The sequence below is a fragment of the Mesorhizobium sp. M0618 genome (genome assembly GCF_040320765.1).
Lineage (GTDB): Bacteria > Pseudomonadota > Alphaproteobacteria > Rhizobiales > Rhizobiaceae > Mesorhizobium.
In genome coordinates this window covers 270,858-287,110 of the sequence record NZ_JAMYQH010000002.1, presented here as the reverse complement: position 1 = coordinate 287,110, position 16,253 = coordinate 270,858, and the positions used below count along the sequence as shown (strand labels likewise).

General features: G+C 63.7%; 17 protein-coding genes and 1 tRNA gene. 12 read left to right on the top strand and 6 right to left on the bottom strand.

Going from position 1 to position 16,253, the window contains the following annotated elements; translation table 11 throughout:
* Nucleotides 1–6: 6 nt before the first annotated feature.
* Nucleotides 7–948: a 2-hydroxyacid dehydrogenase gene (locus NKJ04_RS03480; protein WP_352673532.1), complete on the top strand. Its 942-nt coding sequence runs from the start codon at nucleotides 7–9 to the stop codon at nucleotides 946–948.
* 11 nt (nucleotides 949–959) lie between these two features.
* Here the strand turns inward: NKJ04_RS03480 and NKJ04_RS03475 are convergent, their stop codons facing one another.
* From NKJ04_RS03475 to NKJ04_RS03465, 3 genes are all read right to left on the bottom strand, one after another.
* The gene (locus tag NKJ04_RS03475) at nucleotides 960–1,487 is read right to left on the bottom strand and encodes a P-loop NTPase family protein (RefSeq protein ID WP_352673530.1); all 528 of its coding nucleotides are present in this window, start codon (nucleotides 1,485–1,487) and stop codon (nucleotides 960–962) included.
* 63 nt (nucleotides 1,488–1,550) lie between these two features.
* Nucleotides 1,551–1,913, bottom strand: a complete 363-nt coding sequence (locus NKJ04_RS03470) for a hypothetical protein (protein WP_023811449.1) — start codon at nucleotides 1,911–1,913, stop codon at nucleotides 1,551–1,553.
* A 364-nt stretch (nucleotides 1,914–2,277) separates the two neighbouring features.
* Nucleotides 2,278–3,195, bottom strand: coding sequence for a class I SAM-dependent DNA methyltransferase (locus NKJ04_RS03465; RefSeq protein ID WP_352673529.1), 918 nt, complete (start codon nucleotides 3,193–3,195; stop codon nucleotides 2,278–2,280).
* 106 nt (nucleotides 3,196–3,301) lie between these two features.
* Here NKJ04_RS03465 and NKJ04_RS03460 point away from each other — a divergent pair, with 106 nt between their 5' ends.
* Nucleotides 3,302–4,312, top strand: a complete 1,011-nt coding sequence (locus NKJ04_RS03460; RefSeq protein ID WP_352673528.1) for a ligase-associated DNA damage response exonuclease — start codon at nucleotides 3,302–3,304, stop codon at nucleotides 4,310–4,312.
* A 235-nt stretch (nucleotides 4,313–4,547) separates the two neighbouring features.
* Nucleotides 4,548–6,149, top strand: coding sequence for a cisplatin damage response ATP-dependent DNA ligase (locus tag NKJ04_RS03455; protein WP_352673527.1), 1,602 nt, complete (start codon nucleotides 4,548–4,550; stop codon nucleotides 6,147–6,149).
* 14 nt (nucleotides 6,150–6,163) lie between these two features.
* Here the strand turns inward: NKJ04_RS03455 and NKJ04_RS03450 are convergent, their stop codons facing one another.
* Nucleotides 6,164–7,303 carry a hypothetical protein gene (locus tag NKJ04_RS03450; protein ID WP_352673526.1) on the bottom strand — a complete coding sequence of 380 codons (1,140 nt, stop codon included), beginning with the start codon at nucleotides 7,301–7,303 and terminating at the stop codon, nucleotides 6,164–6,166.
* A 330-nt stretch (nucleotides 7,304–7,633) separates the two neighbouring features.
* On the opposite strand from NKJ04_RS03450, the gene NKJ04_RS03445 reads away from it, so the two are divergent.
* The 9 genes from NKJ04_RS03445 (at nucleotide 7,634) to NKJ04_RS03405 (ending at nucleotide 12,507) form a co-directional block, all read left to right on the top strand.
* A tRNA-Thr gene (locus NKJ04_RS03445) sits at nucleotides 7,634–7,709 on the top strand.
* 131 nt (nucleotides 7,710–7,840) lie between these two features.
* Entirely contained in the window at nucleotides 7,841–8,029 is a 189-nt protein-coding gene (locus tag NKJ04_RS03440) for a YodC family protein (RefSeq protein ID WP_023811455.1), read from the top strand.
* Nucleotides 8,030–8,192: 163 nt separating this feature from the next.
* Nucleotides 8,193–8,624, top strand: a complete 432-nt coding sequence (locus NKJ04_RS03435; RefSeq protein WP_023811456.1) for an EF-hand domain-containing protein — start codon at nucleotides 8,193–8,195, stop codon at nucleotides 8,622–8,624.
* A 45-nt stretch (nucleotides 8,625–8,669) separates the two neighbouring features.
* A complete protein-coding gene (locus tag NKJ04_RS03430) occupies nucleotides 8,670–9,212 on the top strand; it encodes an RNA polymerase sigma factor (protein ID WP_352673525.1) in 543 nt (180 codons plus the stop codon).
* An 86-nt stretch (nucleotides 9,213–9,298) separates the two neighbouring features.
* A complete protein-coding gene (locus tag NKJ04_RS03425; protein ID WP_352673524.1) occupies nucleotides 9,299–9,751 on the top strand; it encodes a hypothetical protein in 453 nt (150 codons plus the stop codon).
* A complete protein-coding gene (locus NKJ04_RS03420; protein ID WP_023811459.1) occupies nucleotides 9,748–10,209 on the top strand; it encodes a periplasmic heavy metal sensor in 462 nt (153 codons plus the stop codon). The genes NKJ04_RS03425 and NKJ04_RS03420 overlap by 4 nt, the downstream gene beginning before the upstream one ends.
* A 112-nt stretch (nucleotides 10,210–10,321) precedes the next feature.
* The gene (locus tag NKJ04_RS03415) at nucleotides 10,322–10,609 is read left to right on the top strand and encodes a GCG_CRPN prefix-to-repeats domain-containing protein (RefSeq protein ID WP_023811460.1); all 288 of its coding nucleotides are present in this window, start codon (nucleotides 10,322–10,324) and stop codon (nucleotides 10,607–10,609) included.
* 161 nt (nucleotides 10,610–10,770) lie between these two features.
* Nucleotides 10,771–10,893 (top strand): hypothetical protein, encoded by a 123-nt coding sequence (locus NKJ04_RS03410; protein WP_352673522.1) that lies wholly within the window; start codon nucleotides 10,771–10,773, stop codon nucleotides 10,891–10,893.
* Nucleotides 10,894–10,902: 9 nt separating this feature from the next.
* Nucleotides 10,903–12,507, top strand: a complete 1,605-nt coding sequence (locus tag NKJ04_RS03405; RefSeq protein ID WP_352673521.1) for a sulfatase-like hydrolase/transferase — start codon at nucleotides 10,903–10,905, stop codon at nucleotides 12,505–12,507.
* 4 nt (nucleotides 12,508–12,511) lie between these two features.
* Here the strand turns inward: NKJ04_RS03405 and NKJ04_RS03400 are convergent, their stop codons facing one another.
* Together NKJ04_RS03400 and NKJ04_RS03395 are read right to left on the bottom strand one after the other, a co-directional pair.
* The gene (locus NKJ04_RS03400; RefSeq protein WP_352673520.1) at nucleotides 12,512–14,092 is read right to left on the bottom strand and encodes an indolepyruvate oxidoreductase subunit beta family protein; all 1,581 of its coding nucleotides are present in this window, start codon (nucleotides 14,090–14,092) and stop codon (nucleotides 12,512–12,514) included.
* Nucleotides 14,085–16,238, bottom strand: coding sequence for a thiamine pyrophosphate-dependent enzyme (locus NKJ04_RS03395; RefSeq protein WP_352673518.1), 2,154 nt, complete (start codon nucleotides 16,236–16,238; stop codon nucleotides 14,085–14,087). The genes NKJ04_RS03400 and NKJ04_RS03395 overlap by 8 nt, the downstream gene beginning before the upstream one ends.
* Between the last annotated feature and the right edge of the window lie 15 nt (nucleotides 16,239–16,253).

Sequence of the window (16,253 nt, the reverse complement as noted above, 5' to 3'; positions counted from 1 at the left end):
ACCGCAATGGAAAAAGGCCGTATCCTGCTTGCCGTCACCGGCTTTCATCCGCAGCGCTGGCGCGAGCTCCTGTCGGCCGAGCGCGAGGTGGTGCTGGAGCCCGACGGCGCCAGCGACCCCTCGATCACCTATGCCGTGGTGTGGAAGCAGAAGCCGAACCTGTTGTCGTCGCTGCCCAATCTGCGCGCCATCTTCTCGATCGGCGCCGGCGTCGATCATATCTTCGCCGATCCCGGCCTGCCCGATGTGCCGATCGTCAAGGTCGTCGCCGACAACCTCACCCAGTACATGACCGAATATGTCGTCTGGCGGGTTCTCGACCATCACCGCCAGGGCCTGCTCTACCGGTCGCAGCAGCCGAAGAAGATCTGGCACGAGCCGCAGCAGAGGCCTGCCGGTGACATTTCGGTTGGCATCATGGGCCTCGGCAGTCTCGGCCGCGCCGCGGCCTCGGTGCTTTTGTCGCTCGGCTTTGCCGTCAATGGCTGGTCGCGCACCGACAAGGCCATGGAAGGCGTCGCGACCTATTCCGGCGAGGCTGGACTGATCCCCTTCCTCAAGGCAACCGACATCCTGGTGGTGCTTTTGCCGCTGACGCCGGAGACCAAGGGCATTGTCAACTACGGCGTGCTGAAGGAGCTGCGGAAACGCAACGGCCTCGGCGGCTCTGTGCTGATCAATGCCGGGCGCGGCCGCCTGCAGAAGGATGCCGACATTTTGCGGGCACTGGATGACGGCACGCTGAAGGAGGCAAGCCTCGACGTGTTCGAGGTCGAACCGTTGCCGAAGACCAGTCCGCTGTGGGGGCATCCAAAAGTGTTCGTGACGCCGCACGCGGCAGCGACCTCCGACCCGGTGCATCTGGCGCCGATCATGCTGCGCCAGATGGACGCCTTCGAACGCGGTGAAAAGCTCGACAATCTGGTGGACCGCAAGGCGGGATACTAGCCAGGACAGCCTCATCGGGCCAGGTCCCACTCCCGGAAGCATTTCTTGATTGCCCGCAGTGACGACAACTGGACCTTTGGCAGATCGAGTTGTTCGAACATTGCCCGGTACCGGTTGCGATTTTTCGGTGTGGCCACGGTGATATGGTGGATCATATCCCATTTGATGCTGTCGTGCCCGCCCTCCAAGGCACCGCGCCGCTCAATCTCAAACAGTGTTCGCCTGATATAGCGCAGCAGGCTTGTCGGCGTCGATATATCCAACAAGATCAATCCCGTCGCTCGCAGAAAGCGTTGGGGCATGCAAACCGAATAATTTCCATCCATCACCCAACGCTCGCCGGCGATAGCGGCGTCATGCAAAGCAATGAATTCGTCCCTTGGGCGCGCTTCCCAATCCGTGTTAGGGAGATGGAAGAGTTGATCTAGATGAATAGTCGCCAGATCACGTTTGCGGGCAATCGCAGCGGCAAGGGTCGACTTGCCGCTGTTGGACGGCCCCAAGATACATATGCGGTCCCCTAGCTCCGAGAGATGCATCCGATCGTGCCCTACGAGGTGGTTTGTTGCCTGCGATTCTCAACCCGTGGCGGCCTCGGATCTTTAGCCAGGCAGGGCGAGTTTCTTCTGCTTGTCCGGCTGGCCGCATTCGCGGCGATCGATCGACCGGTTCATGGCATCGATCTCGCCGCTCGCCTTGTCGGTATCGCGTTTGGCCTTGGAGCGCATGTCAGGCGTGAACGGGCCGAAGCCCATCGCCGGATTGGAGAAGGTCGGCTTGGCCTTCGTCGGAAGGTTGTATTGCTGCGCCAAGCCGTTGCGCTGCGCCAGCAACTGGTCGCAGGGCACGTTGTCATATTGCAGGGAGGACTGGACGTTCGCATCCTGCTGTTCCGACATCGAAGTGCCGCCGACGCAGCCGGCGGTCAGCAGGCAAGAGGCCAAGATCATCATGTTCCAGCGCATCGACTATGCTCCTCCTGATATCCCACCCTGATGCGAGCAGATCGCAAATATCAGTCGCGCATGCAAATCGGACTTTTTCACAGCAAGAATGTTTGCGAGGTGGCGATAGACCCCTTCGCCGGCAGCTTGCCTGCCACAACGGCAGAGCTGCGAGTTCGGGGCAAAGGGTTCCTTCGGAGCCTTGGCCGGCGCGTGGCTGACGGAGCATCAAACGAAAAACCGCCTGTGCGGCGGGTGACTGGCACAAATCAGCACCATGGGCGAAAATTTACCATAGCTGAGGGCAGGATGTCAAGAAAAAATTCCTATCGCGCTGCCCGGCAAAACGGCGGACACCGCCGAACTGGCTGTCGCCAGGTCTTTGCTAGGCTAAGTTCGGAGCCCCGGCCACAACGATCAGCCCGTTGACGTGTTCCCCGCGATCCTGCCGGATCACGGTTGGTTCCAGTGACAGGACCGAAAGCCCGTTGGCGGCCAGGACCTCGCGCACATAGTGTTGCGCATGCGCATAGCGGCGCGACGGCAGCAGCATGAAATCGCCGTCGCCAGCCAGCGTCTCCACGGAAAATGCGAACAGGCCATCCGTGGCCAGCAGCCCGGCAATCGTCTTCACCACGCCGCCCAACGCGCCGACATAGATGAAAACATCGGCCACAGTCACCAGATCGGCTTTCGGACCGGCATGGACAAAATCCCGCAGATCGGCCTTATCAAGGAAATCGTAGACGTCCTTGGCCTGCGCCTTTCTCAGCATCCTGGCCGAAATGTCATACCCCTCCAGCCGATCGACGATTGGCCGCAGTCTCTGCCCCATCAGGCCGGTGCCGCAGCCGAGATCGAGCGCCAGCGCGAAGCGGCCCGGCCTTGCCGTTCGAATGGCCTGGTCGAGCATCTCAGGCAGCCGGTACCCTAGCCTGCCGACCAGGGACTCGTCGAAGCTCTCGGCATAATGGTCGAACAGTGTCTCGACGAAGGCGCTGGGGAGCGCGTCGAGCGCCGGCGCCTTGCCGATCAATTGCAGGTTCAGTGCAGCGCCTTGACGATCCAATGGGTCGAGCTGCAGCGACATCGTCCAGGCCTGCGCGGCCAGATCCGCCGCGCCCGCCGCCTGCTGCATCTCGCCGAGGCGAAACCAGCCCATCGCCCATTGCGGTGTCATTTCCAGCGCGCCGAGCAGCAATTCCGCCGCTGCTGCGTGATCGCCATCCGCGTGCAGCATCTCGGCATAATCGGCACGACGATCGGCGTTCAAGTCGCCGGACGAGGCCTGAAGCGGTTTCATGGCGATGGGTCCTGCCGGCGGATCGAGCCGGCGGTGCTCTATGCGGGAGTCAGCAGTGAGTTACAACAGGCTTCCCGCCGCGGAATTATATCCTATCTTGGGGATCATGCGCGCCAGCGACCTGCTTCATCCCCGGCCCGAGGGCCTCTATTGCCCGCCGGGCGATTTCTTCATCGACCCGGTGCGGCCGGTCAACCGGGCACTGATCACGCATGGCCATTCCGATCACGCACGTTCCGGCCACCGCTCGGTGCTGGCGACGCGGCAGACGCTCGACATTATGGGCCTGCGCTACGGCGAGAATTTCGCTGGCACGACGCAAGCGGCACAGCTCGGCGAGACGATTGCACTCAATGGCATCAGCGTCAGCTTCCATCCAGCCGGCCATGTGCTGGGCTCGGCGCAGATATTGGTCGAGCATCAGGGCACGCGCATCGTCGCTTCCGGCGACTACAAGCGGCAGAGAGACGCGACCTGCGCGCCATTCGAGCCGATCCAGTGCGATGTGTTCATCACCGAAGCGACCTTCGGCCTGCCGGTGTTTCGCCATCCCCCCGACACAGAAGAAATCGCCCGCCTGCTGAAATCGGCAGCGCAGTTCCCCGAGCGCTCGCATCTGGTCGGCGCCTATGCGTTGGGCAAGGCGCAAAGGGTGATGCGGCTGTTGCGCGACGCCGGCTACGACAGGCCGCTCTACATCCATGGCGCGCTGGCCAAGCTCAGTGAATATTACCAGAGCCAAGGCATAGACCTTGGGCAACTGGAGCCGGCAACCGTCGAAAGCGGGGGCAAGGATGATTTTACCGGCGCCATCGTCGTCGGCCCGCCATCGGCCTTCGCCGACCGCTGGGCGCGGCGCTTTCCCGATCCGATCTCGTGCTTCGCGTCAGGCTGGATGCGCATTCGCCAGCGCGCCAAGCAAGGCGGCGTCGAACTGCCGCTGATCATCTCGGACCATGCCGACTGGGATGAGCTGACCGCCACCATCAAGGAGACCGGAGCCGAGGAAATCTGGGTGACGCATGGCCGCGAGGAAGCGCTGGTGCGCTGGTGCGAGCTCGAAGGCATCGCGGCGCGACCACTGCACCTGGTGGGGTACGAGGACGAGGGCGATTGATGCTAGTTGCTGATCCACCAATCACCGGCGCCGCGATCCTTCACACCCCTCTCTGGCCTGCCGGCCATCTCCCCCGCAAGGGGGGAGATCAGATGTCACCGCCGCTTTCGCTAATCACCAACCGCGCAAGGAGAGTGCTGGCATCGAAGCTGCCAATCTCCCCCCTTGCGGGGGAGATGTCCGGCAGGACAGAGGGGGGTGTGCCGAAGTGCCAAGCCCATCCAGTAGTGTCACCATGAACCGCTTCGCCGAACTACTCGACCGCCTGGTGCTGACGCCGTCGCGCAACGGCAAGCTGACCTTGCTGACCGACTATTTCCGCACGGTAGAGGATCCCGACCGCGGGCTGGCGCTGGCTGCCATCACCGGCGATCTCCACATTGCCGCGGTCAAGCCGGCGATGCTGCGCATGCTGGTCACCGAACGCATGGATCCGGTGCTGTTCGGCTATTCCTACGACTATGTCGGCGATCTCGCCGAAACGGTGTCGCTGGTCTGGCCGCAAACGCCCGGAAACATCGCGAACCGCGAGCCGACGCTTGGCGAGGTCGTCGCCAGACTGCAGGCGGCGAGCCGCTCCGACGGGCCGAAGGTGCTGGCCGGGCTGCTTGACAGCGCCGGCATCTCGGCGCGCTTTGCCATCATCAAGCTGGTCACCGGCGGGCTGCGCATCGGCGTGTCGGCGCGTCTGGCCAAACAGGCGCTGGCCGATTTCGGCAACGTCGAAGTGGCCGAAATCGAGGAACTCTGGCACGGGTTAACGCCGCCTTACACAGCGCTGTTCGCGTGGCTGGAGGGCAAGGCCGAAAAGCCCAGGAACACGGCGTTGGCATTGTTTCGCCCGGTGATGCTGTCGAACCCGGTCGGTGACGGCGACCTCGAAAAGCTCGATCCGGCGGATTATGCCGCCGAATGGAAATGGGACGGCATCCGTGTCCAGGCGGTGGCCGAGGGCGGCATCCGCCGGCTCTATTCGCGCACCGGCGACGACGTTTCGGGTGCCTTTCCGGACCTCGCCGATGCCATGCATTTTTCCGCAACGCTGGACGGCGAACTGCTTGTCGGCGATCCCCGAGAGGCGACGGGAACCTTCTCGGATCTGCAGCAACGGCTTAACCGCAAGACGGTGACACCGAAGATGCAGCAGCAATACCCGGCCTTCATGCGCTGCTACGATCTGCTCCAGGTCGGCGGCGAGGATCTGCGCGCGCTGTCGTTTCGCGAGCGGCGCGGCCGGCTGGAAGCGTTTGTCGGAACGCTCGACCCGAGCCGTTTCGATATTTCGCCATTCGTCGACTTCACGGATTGGCAAACGCTGGAGGAACTGCGCCGGGTGCCGCCGCATCCGATCATCGAAGGCGTCATGCTGAAGCGCTGGGACTCAGCCTATGTCGCCGGCCGGCCGAAAGGTCCATGGTTCAAATGGAAACGCGATCCGCACACAGTGGACGCGGTGCTGATGTATGCCCAGCGCGGCCACGGCAAACGCTCGAGCTTCTATTCCGACTATACGTTCGGTGTCTGGACAGGTGCCGAAGGCGAAGAGGAACTGGTGCCGGTCGGCAAGGCCTATTTCGGCTTCACGGACGAGGAGTTGAAGCAGATCGACAAATATGTCCGCGACAACACGATCGAGCGTTTCGGGCCGGTGCGCTCGGTGCGGGCCGACCGCGACAACGGCCTGGTGCTGGAAGTCGCCTTCGAAGGGCTGAACCGCTCGACCCGGCACAAATCCGGCGTCGCCATGCGCTTTCCCCGCATTTCGCGGCTGCGCTGGGACAAGCCGGCCAACGAGGCCGACCGCATCGAGACGCTGCAGGCGCTGCTCGACCGCTAGAGCGTTCAGCGCTCTTACGGCTCGATCGAAACGCGGATTTCGTAGATGTCCGCGGCCTTACCCTGCTTGTCGAAGTCGGAATTGATGGCAATGGTGCCGGCCGAGCCCGGATGCTTGTCCGGAAACCGCACATCGAACAGATATTCGTTCTGCTGCTGGCCGACCGCATAGCGCTTGCGGCCGCAGTCGCCGAGTTCGCCGAAATTGCAGTCGACCGAAATCTGCGTCTCCTTGCCTTCTTCGGAGCGGGCAATGATGTCGAACACGGCATGTTTGCCGGCCAGCTTCTCCAGCACGCCTTGTCCGACGTCGAAACTGATCGCCGAACCGGACGCGCCGGAACGGATGCGCAGGAACGAACCGGTATCGTCCTTCATCACCTCGGCCCTGGCGTCAGACGGCGCGCTGACATGGGATGCATCGGCCGGCGAAAACACATTGATCCAGTCGCGCGCCTGGTCCGCGGCGCCGGGTTTTGCCGGACCGCCGTCGGCCGGTGTGAAATCGTCGTCCTCGACGGTCGGCGGCGCCTGCGGCGGGGCGGTGTCGAGTTGCGCGGATGTCTTGAACACGCCGGTCTGCACGGCGAAGAACAGGCCGATGCCAACCGCGGCGAGCAGTGTCACGGTCAGGAAGATGGCGGTCAGCGGCAGGCGACGCCCCCTTATGCGTCGTTCATCGCGGTCGGGCGCCACTTCCGTCGTCGCGCCGGCCGAGGCCGGAACCGACATGTCGATGGCCGGAGCATCGGGAAGCGTGGCGTCCGGCATGATGTCGGGAACGACGGGCAGAACGCGCGAGCGCGGCGCATCGGCAGCGGATTGCACGGGTCCGTCGACGACGACATCGGGGGACGATGCCTGTCGGCCGGTTTCGACCGCGGGCGCCGGGTCCGCTCCGAGTTCGACCGCCGGTGCATCGCCCTGCTGGCCGACATCCGGCACCGCCGGCAGGAACTCGGATTCGATTTCGGTGATTTTCGCCTGGATTGCCTTGCGGCGCTTGATGGCGACCTCGACGGTCACACCGGGATTGGCCTGGAGCGCGCGATCGAGCGCGGCAAAAGCCGAGCGATAGACCCTCTCGCGGAACGCGCGGTCCTCGGCATTGCCTTTCTCCAAGGCGTTCCGGATCGCTTTTTCGATCGCGTCCAAGCAGGTCCCTCTGTCTTTGCCAACCTTGCCGTGATCGTTAGCCGCAGGCGACCAATCAATCAACGGGCGAGCGGCGTATTCTGCCTCGCAGAGGTGTGCAAAGTCCATTCCGGCGCTGTTCCGGCAACAAAATCAGCATGTTTCGCCGATTTCGCGCACAGGGAGCGCACGCACCGTGCGCCGCATTCCCTTGGCGATTGACTGGCGGACAAAGCGGCGGCCGGCTTTCGAGGGTGCCATGACGCCGACGCAGGAATTGCCAAGTCGCATCTTGAATTCGCGCCCGGTTGCGTCTATCACCGCCGCATCTTGGAGGCCTTGGCTTCCTGGGCCGCTTTAGCTCAGTTGGTAGAGCACCGCATTCGTAATGCGGGGGTCAGGTGTTCGAGTCACCTAAGCGGCACCATTCCTCCTCCGTTTTGTCGTCTGCCCCTTCGCAGTTGGTGCAAAGGATTGCGACGCCGGCCTGGCAGATCTGCCATTGTCGAGACCCCGGTTTGGTGTGAAACTCATGGCCTCAGCATGGGAGGTCAAAAAATGCCCAACAATTTCAAGACCGGAGACGTCGTCAGGCTGAAATCCGGAGGCCCCAGGATGACGATCAGCGATGGCGCAGCCTCGGGCATGTATCTGTGCCACTGGTTCAATCGCGAGGGCGAGGTGTGGACCCCGCAACATGCCGGGTTCAAGCCCGAACAACTGATTGCGGCCGACCAGTCGGACTAGAGTTTCTTCCATCCCGATCAGGTCGGGATGGGCACCCTCTGTTGTCCGGGCATGAACGGATCAGCACGCGCGACCGACGGATTTTCCGGGTCGCGGCGTTTAACGGTTGAAGCGCGATGGCGGCACAAGCCGTCTGCGTCGCGCCAACCTGGAGACGCACAACATGATCAGTCGTTCGATATCAGTCGTTGCCTTGAGTTTGCAGACCGTTGCGGCTTTCGCCCAGGCAGCGACGCCGCCTGCACCGCCAACGGCCGCGCCACTTGCCGCGCCAGGCGCTTCGGGGACCAGGTCCGACATCACGCTGGCCAAATTCCAGAAGCGGCGCGAAAAGGCGATTATGGCGGCCGATACCGACGGCGACGGCAAGATCAGCCTGCTGGAGTGGGAGGCCTTTCAGACGAAGCGCAACGCCAAAGGCGACGCCGCCAAATCCTTCGCGCGGATCGATTCCAACCATGACGGCTTCATCGATCGCGCCGAACTCGATGCATTCTTCGCCAGGCGCTTCGCCCGGCTGGACAAGAATGCCGACGGCATTTTAACGGCCGACGAACTGCCGGGCCACAAAACCGCTCCCAAGCAGGAACAATGACCAAGAGGCAATGACGCGCGATGAACATCGGGAGTGCGCAGACTGATGGCTGCGGATCCGGACGAGGAGCTGGTTCGCCGTGTTGGCGCCGGCGAGCCCGCAGCCGTGCAAACGCTCGTCGCGCGCAAGCTGCCACGTATACTGGCGCTTGCCGTGCGCATGCTCGGCGATGCGGCGGAGGCCGAGGATGTCGCGCAGGAAACCTTCGTGCGGATCTGGCGCCATGCCGCGAGCTGGCGGCGCGGCAATGCGCGCTTCGACAGCTGGATCCACCGGGTGACGCTCAACCTTTGCTACGACCGGCTGCGTCGCAGGCGCGAGTGGGTGACCGGCGACCTGCCGGACGTGGTCGACCCTGCGGTACTTCCCGACGCCCCTCGCCAAGAGGACGCGCTTCGGGTCGAACGGGCACTGCAAGCCATAGCGCCGCGCCAGCGCGAAGCGATCGTTCTGGTCTACTATCAGGAGATGTCCAATATCGAGGCGGCAGCGACCTTGCAGGTCAGCGTCGATGCCCTGGAGAGCCTGCTTGCGCGCGGCCGGCGGTCGCTGCAGGCGATCCTGACGGGGGATGGCGCCGATGAGTAAGTACCGGGCAAGCACCAACGCACTACGGCCATTGCGCCTTGCTGGTGCCGCCTGGCGCTCGGCGCCGACCGGCAAGGAGGAGACACATGGCTGAAGGGTCCAGAAACGAACCCGCAATGGATGCCAGCCGCTTCGCCGCCTTGGCCCAGGCCTATGGCGGCGACTTGCGGCGATGGCCCGAGGCTGGGCGAATGGCCGGCACGGCCTTTGCCGCGAGCGGCGCGGGCAAGGCCATCTTGAGGCAGGCCGGGACACTTGACGCGCTGCTCGACAGCTACCGCGTCGACGCCCCGGACAAGGCACTGCACAGCAGCATTCTGCAGGCTGCCGGCCGGCACCTCGTCCAGCGCCGGCGTCAGTGGTTCTGGTGGCTGGGACTTGGACTTGCCGGCATTGGTCTGGCCGGTGCCGTGGCAGGACTGGCCCTGGTGACCATCGTCACGCCGGAGGTCCAGCCGGACCATTATGTGCTGGATGCCAATGTGACGGCGTTTGGCGATGCCGGCCCGGATGCCGAGAACGGTGAGGAAAGCCTATGAGCCCGCGCTGGATCCGTGGTCTGGTCATTGCTTCCGTGGTGCTGAACGTCTTTCTTGCAGGCGCATTTGCCGGCGGTGCGGTCTGGCTGAGAAATGCCAAAGCGGGCGCGGGTGTCTCGCTGGAATCGGCTGGCCGACAGCTTCCCAACCAGGACCGCAAGGCGTTCCGCCTGGCGTTGCGCCAGGTTCGCGTGGAGTCTCGGCAGATCATTCTCGATGGCCAGCAGGCGAGGCAGGAGGCAGCGGACCTGTTGCAGCAGCCTGTCATGGACAAGGCCGCCTTGTCCGCCGCGCTGGAGCGGGCACGCAATGCCGATGTGACGGTCCGCAGCCGGCTTGAACAGGCCATTGTCGACTTCGCGGCGAACACGTCACACGAAAACCGGAGCGTGCTGGCACAGGCATTGCTGCGCCATATGGAACGCCGCGCCGCCGTTGCGCCGAAAAAATCGCCATGACGATCGACGGAAAAGGCCGGAGACGCCGTTTAACGATGCGAAGGGACAAGCCTGCCCGATCGCACCATGCAGGGCGGCCATCTTCAAACTCGAAAGCACTCGGAGTCCAATTATGAGTCGCCTGAAAAACTACGCAGCAGCCGCTATGCTGGCCCTCAGCGGAACGGTCGTGACAGCCACCGCGTCCAGCGCAATGCCCATCGTGTCCGTTGCCCAGCCGGCCGCCCAGGCATCGGTCGAGCATGTCCGCTGGGGCTGCGGCATCGGCTGGCATCCGAACAGATGGGGACGTTGCGTGCCGAGCGGCGTCGTCATCGTGCGCCCGCGCTACCATTACTGGCACGCTCCGGTCCACGTCTGGCATCCGCACCATCGCTGGCATCGCTGGCACCACTACTGATCGAAGCACGGTAGGGCCAGGCGCTTGTGAAACCTGGTCCCGCCGTTGCGGACAGCGCGATCCCCGGAATTAAGGTTAAATTCACTATAGATTTGTTCTCAGCCCGCAAATAATCGAAGAGTTTCCCGAAACTATGCTCAGGCATATTCATGGGAAAATCTGTGGCTCAGCTTCAAATCCTTGGGCGGGTGCTCTGTCATCCGCTGACGCTGGTCGTGGTCAGCCTAGCCGGTGTCTTCGCCGCCGGACGGGCCGAGCACGAATGGCTGTCGGTGCCGTTCTAGCTGGCGCTGGTGGCTGCCCTTGCCGGACTTCTCTTCCTGGCTTCGGGGCGCCTTGTCTTTTCCGTCTATCTCGCCTGGATGGGCATCGCTTTCATCACAGTGGTGTCAGCGATTAAATTCAGGATGAAGGGGTTTTCGCTGCACTTCTACGACACGGTCTTCGTGTCGAAGGATCCGGAAGTGTACCGCTTCCTGCTCGGCTCCTACCTCCATCTGATCGCGCCGGTCGTTGTTGCCCTGGTGCTCGGCATCGGGGCTGCGATCCTTCTGTTCCGGATCGATCGAAAAATCGGCTGGTCGGTGTCGGCACGCGTTCTGGTGATGTCGGCGCTCGTCGTCCTGGTGCCGCTGACCTTTCCGGCCGAGGCCTCGAAGGACCGCTATTTCTACTACATGCAGGGCCGGCACATGTCGGCCTTCTTCGTCTCGCTGCTGGATTTGCACAACCTCGTTGTTGAATCGGGCTTCGAAAAGCGGCTGCAAGCCGTCGCGCCGCAGCAGCCTTTTGCCGACACGGTCGATTGCGGCGACCGGGCTGATCTTCCCGACGTCTTTTTCGTGCTCAGCGAAAGCCAATCCGATCCCGGCTATTTTCCGCAGGTCGGCAATGGCGCGGGATTCCTGCAGAGGTTCGCACCGGGGGCCGGCACGCCGCATCCGATGCAGGTCGAGACATTTGGCGGCGGCACCTGGATCACCAATCTGTCGCTGATGACCGGCCTGTCGGCCACCGATTTCGGCTGGCGAAGCCCCTATCTGACCATCACCCTGCAGGACAAGGTCGCCGGCGCCTTGCCGGAGGTGCTGGCGCGCTGCGGCTATCGAACTGTCGTGATGACGCCCATGGACTTTTCGTTCGTCAATGAAGGGCCGTTCCTGAAATCGATCGGTTTCGAGACCGTGCTCGACATCAAGGACATCGCCGCGCCCTTCTACCACCTGCGCGATATCTTTTATTACCAGGCGGCCGAGGCATTCATCGCCAGGCACCGCAAGGAAGACGGCCGGCCGCTGTTCCTCGAAATCCAGACCATGTTTCCGCACTCCCCCTATGAGGGGCGGATGGAGCCCGAGTTGAAGGTCGAGGGCGAGCCTTTCTCGGGCGATTTCCAGGCCAATGAGTATCTGCGCCGGATGGCGGTAGCGCGCGGCGATTTCCAGCATTTCCTCGACAAGAGGGAAGCGGATGCCGGTGAACGCGGCGCCGTGGTGCTCGAGTTCGGCGATCACCAGTCGTCGGCGACCAAGCCGTTCGTCGACGCGATCGCCGGGGACGACGCCTTGGCGACCCCTGGCTCGCTTGCCTACCGCACCTTCTACACGCTCACCACCTTCAACCATCCTTTGCGCCATCCGATGCCTGACCTGGCGCCGCTCGACGTCGGCTTCCTCAGTGCAAGCCTGCTCGACGCGGCGGGCCTGCCGATGTCGCCTGTCATGGCCGATCTCGTGCGCCTGCGCGACCATTGCGGCGGCAGGTTCCATGGCTGCAAGGACAGGGCAGAAGTGGACGCGCATCTGCGCCGGCGCGTCGATTCAGGGCTGCTGCATCTGTTCCCGGAGGCGGTGCCGTTGCGTTCGCTGGCGCCGCTCCAATCGGTAGACGCCCGCTAGATATTCAGTCGATTTTATCCGGTCCCAGCGTCGCCACCGTCTTCAGCGCACCATCCAGCATGTCGCCCTTCTCGTCTTTCAGCGCCATCTCGCGCAGGCGGCGGATCCAGTCGGCGGCGTCCGTGCGGCCCTTGACCAGATCGAGCGCCGACAGCACCCGGTCGAATTTCGATTGCGCACGGACATGGGTGTCGCTGTAGCCCTTGATCAGGCGGCGGCAGTTGAGGATTTCGACCGCCAGCGCATAATCCCTAGGCACATGGTCGAGCGCCAGCGCGTACCAGCGATCAAGATGCGCGACCTCGACCTTGTGGCGCAGCAGACTACGGCGCCAACGGCGCAGGCCGCCGATGAACCACAGTGCTGCAAAGCCGGCAAAACTGTCGGTGCGGATGCGGCGGCCATGATTGATGCGGCGGTCGAGAAAGGCGGCGAGCTTCGGCCGGCTTTCGATGTAGCTGCCCAGTCCCGCCGGCAGCGTGCCGCAGAACTCCTCGATGCGCGGATGGAAATATTCGGTGACCTGCAGGATCGAGCCGTCCTTGACGCCGATCTCGCGGCGCACGCGTTTGTCACGCGTCGAGCGCGTCTTGAGATCGGCAACGCGGATCATGTCGTCGTAGCATAGGGCGTTGGCCAGATGCTTTGCGGCAGCGATGGACAGGCCATAGCCGCGGTTCGGCCCGTCCAGCGCGACGGCCTGGTCCAGCCAGTCGAGATACTCGCGCCCGTAAGCGATGTCCTGATAGTCGACGACCTTTCTCAAGCCCCGAAGTGCCATGTCGCGTACGGCCACCGGCAACAGGTCGATGCGGGCAGCCAAGGTCTGCCAGCCCTGCAGCAGGTTTTGCGGGCCACTCACCTGTCCTGTGCCCAGGGCAGATTCGACTATCGCGGGCTCGGCCGGCTTCGGCGCCGGTGCTGCCGTGCCGCGCGCGCGGTCAAACGCAGCGCCGAAGGCAGCGAGGCTGGCCTTGACGCCCCGGCCGCCGGCACCGATCGCCTGTTCGTAGCTCTCGCGGGTGAAGGGCAGCGCATCGGACCCCGCCAGCGCGCCAAGCAGGCTGGCCGAGATCATCGAACCATTGTCGGCGGCGATCTTTTCCATGTCGAAAGCGATGAAGCGCTTCGATGCTGCTTCCGCCGTCGCATGAACCTTGGAGGACGAGGCCCGGCCATCGCCCGGCTCGATCTTTTCCGACACGGCGGCGATGCGGTGCGAGGAGGCGATCAGCGTGGTCCGCTCGGGCGTGACGAAGCCGCGAATGATGGCACGGCCGGCTTCCATCAATTCGGCGGCGATCAGGATGTCGACGTCGCCCTGCGACGGCGACAGCGCGAAGACCGGCAGCCGGCCGGTGTCGCGGGCCATCTCCACATAGTAAATGGTGGCGCCGGTACGCTGGGCGACGCCGGCGACCGAGGTCGATTGCGCAACAAAGCCGTTGCGCTCGGCGACATCGGTGATCCAGTCGGCGAGCACGCCACCGCCTTGGCCGCCGACCGCCAGCACGGCGAGCTTGATGACACGCTCGCTATCCTGAGCGCCGGCGCGGGCGCGAAATGGCGGGACAGCGTCAAGCATCGGCGAAGGTCAGGCGCCGGCTTTCGCGGCGTCGCTGCAACAGGCTGATGGTGGCACGGCGCGCGGCTTCCAGGAAGCGATCCCAGCGGCTCGGATTGTGTACGACGTCGGCGCGATAGAAGGATGGGCACAGCACCGCCGCATCGGCGACCTCGCCGCAATTGCCGCAGCCGACGCAGCTCTGGTCGATATGCGCGACCGGATCGTCGCGCAGCGGATCGTCGAGCGACTTCACCGACAGCGAGGGACAGCCGGACAGCCGCATGCAGGCATGGTCGCCGGTGCAGATGTCCTCATCGACGCCGAACTTCGGTTTCACCACACGCTCGCCACCCTTGATCGCCTTGTCGACCAATGGCTTTTCGCGGCGCTGCCGGTTGAGCATGCATTCGGACGAGGCGACGATGACCTTCGGCCCCTTCTCGTCCGTCGTCAGCGCCTCGCGCAGCGTGTCCTGCATCTTGGTGACGTCATAGGTGCGGTCGACATGGCGCAGCCATTTGACGCCCATGCCTTTCACCGCCTCGGTGATCGGATGCTTGGTCGACTTAGTCTTGTTGCCGGCGCGGGACGACAGAATGTCCTGCCCGCCGGTGGCCGCCGAATAGAAATTGTCGACGATGACGATCACGCCGTCGTTCTTGTTGAACACCGCATTGCCGATCGAGGAGGTCAGGCCGTTGTGCCAGAAGCCGCCATCGCCGACGAAGGAGATGGAGCGGCGCTTGGCATCGGGTGAATTGAACGCAGAGGCCGAGGCCGGTCCCAGACCGTAGCCCATGGTGGTGGCGCCGAGTTCGAAAGGCGGCATGATCGAGAACAGATGGCAGCCTATGTCGGAGGCGATGTGGTGCTTGCCAAGTTCCTGCTCGACCAGTTTTGTCGCGGCAAAGATCGGCCGCTCCGGGCAGCCGATGCAGAAGCCCGGCGGACGGCCCGGCACGACGTTGATCAGGTCGGCGGCATCGACGCCGTCGCCGACCTTGTTGGGGGCACGCACCTCGCCCGGCAGCAGATGAGGCGCCTCGGCGCGCAGGAAGGCGCCGATGCCGTCCATCATGACCTGGCCGGTGTATTCGCCGGCCATCGGCAAATGCTCCTTGCCGACCAGCCTGGTGCCGCGACCGGCCTTGTGCAGCATCGAAGCGAAGGCCTGCTCGATATAGTTGGGCTGGCCCTCCTCGACGACCAGCACCGACTGCTTGCCCTCGCAGAACGACAGGAACTCGTCATCGATCAAGGGATAGACGGCGTTGAGCACATAAAGCGGCACATCGGTGTCGCCATAAATATCGGCGAGGCCGAGCCGCTGCAGCGCGCGGATGACCGAATTGTACATGCCGCCCTGCATGACGATGCCGACCGAGCCATGATCCGACCCGAAGAATTCGTTGATCTTGTTCTTGCGGATGAAATCGACCGCCGCCGGCCAGCGCTTCTGCACCTTCTCCTTCTCATGCAGGAAGGAAGCGGGCGGCAGCACGATGCGGCCGGTGTCGCGGCGGGGCGCGTCGAGCGCATCGGCGACCGTCATCGGCGGCCGCTTGTTGTCCTTGGCGATGAAATGGCCATGCACGTGGCAGCAGCGGATGCGAACCTGCAGCATGACCGGCGTGTTGGAAATCTCCGACAGTTCGAAACCGTCCTCCACCGCCTTGACAATCGACGGCAGGTTGGGGCGCGGGTCGAGCAGCCAGACCTGACTTTTCATGGCGAAGGCATGGCTGCGCTCCTGCATGATCGAGGAGCCTTCGCCATAGTCCTCGCCGACGATGATCAGCGCGCCGCCGGTGACGCCGCCGGAGGCGAGGTTGGCCAGCGCGTCGGAGGCGACATTGGTGCCGACCGTCGACTTGAAGGTCGCCGCACCGCGGATCGGGTAATGCACCGAGGCGGCCAGCATGGCGGTGGCGGTGGCTTCGGAAGCGCTGGCTTCGAAGTGCACGCCGAGTTCGCCCAGAATGTCCTGTGCGTCGGCCAGCACGTCCATCAGATGGCTGATCGGCGCGCCCTGGTAGCCGCCGACATAGCCGACGCCGCATTGCAGCAGCGCTTTAGTGATGGCGAGGATGCCTTCGCCGGCAAATTCCTCGCCGCCACCCAGCCGAAGCTTCTCGACTTCCTTGGCAAAAGAGCGTTCGGCCATTTTTTTCTCCTTCCG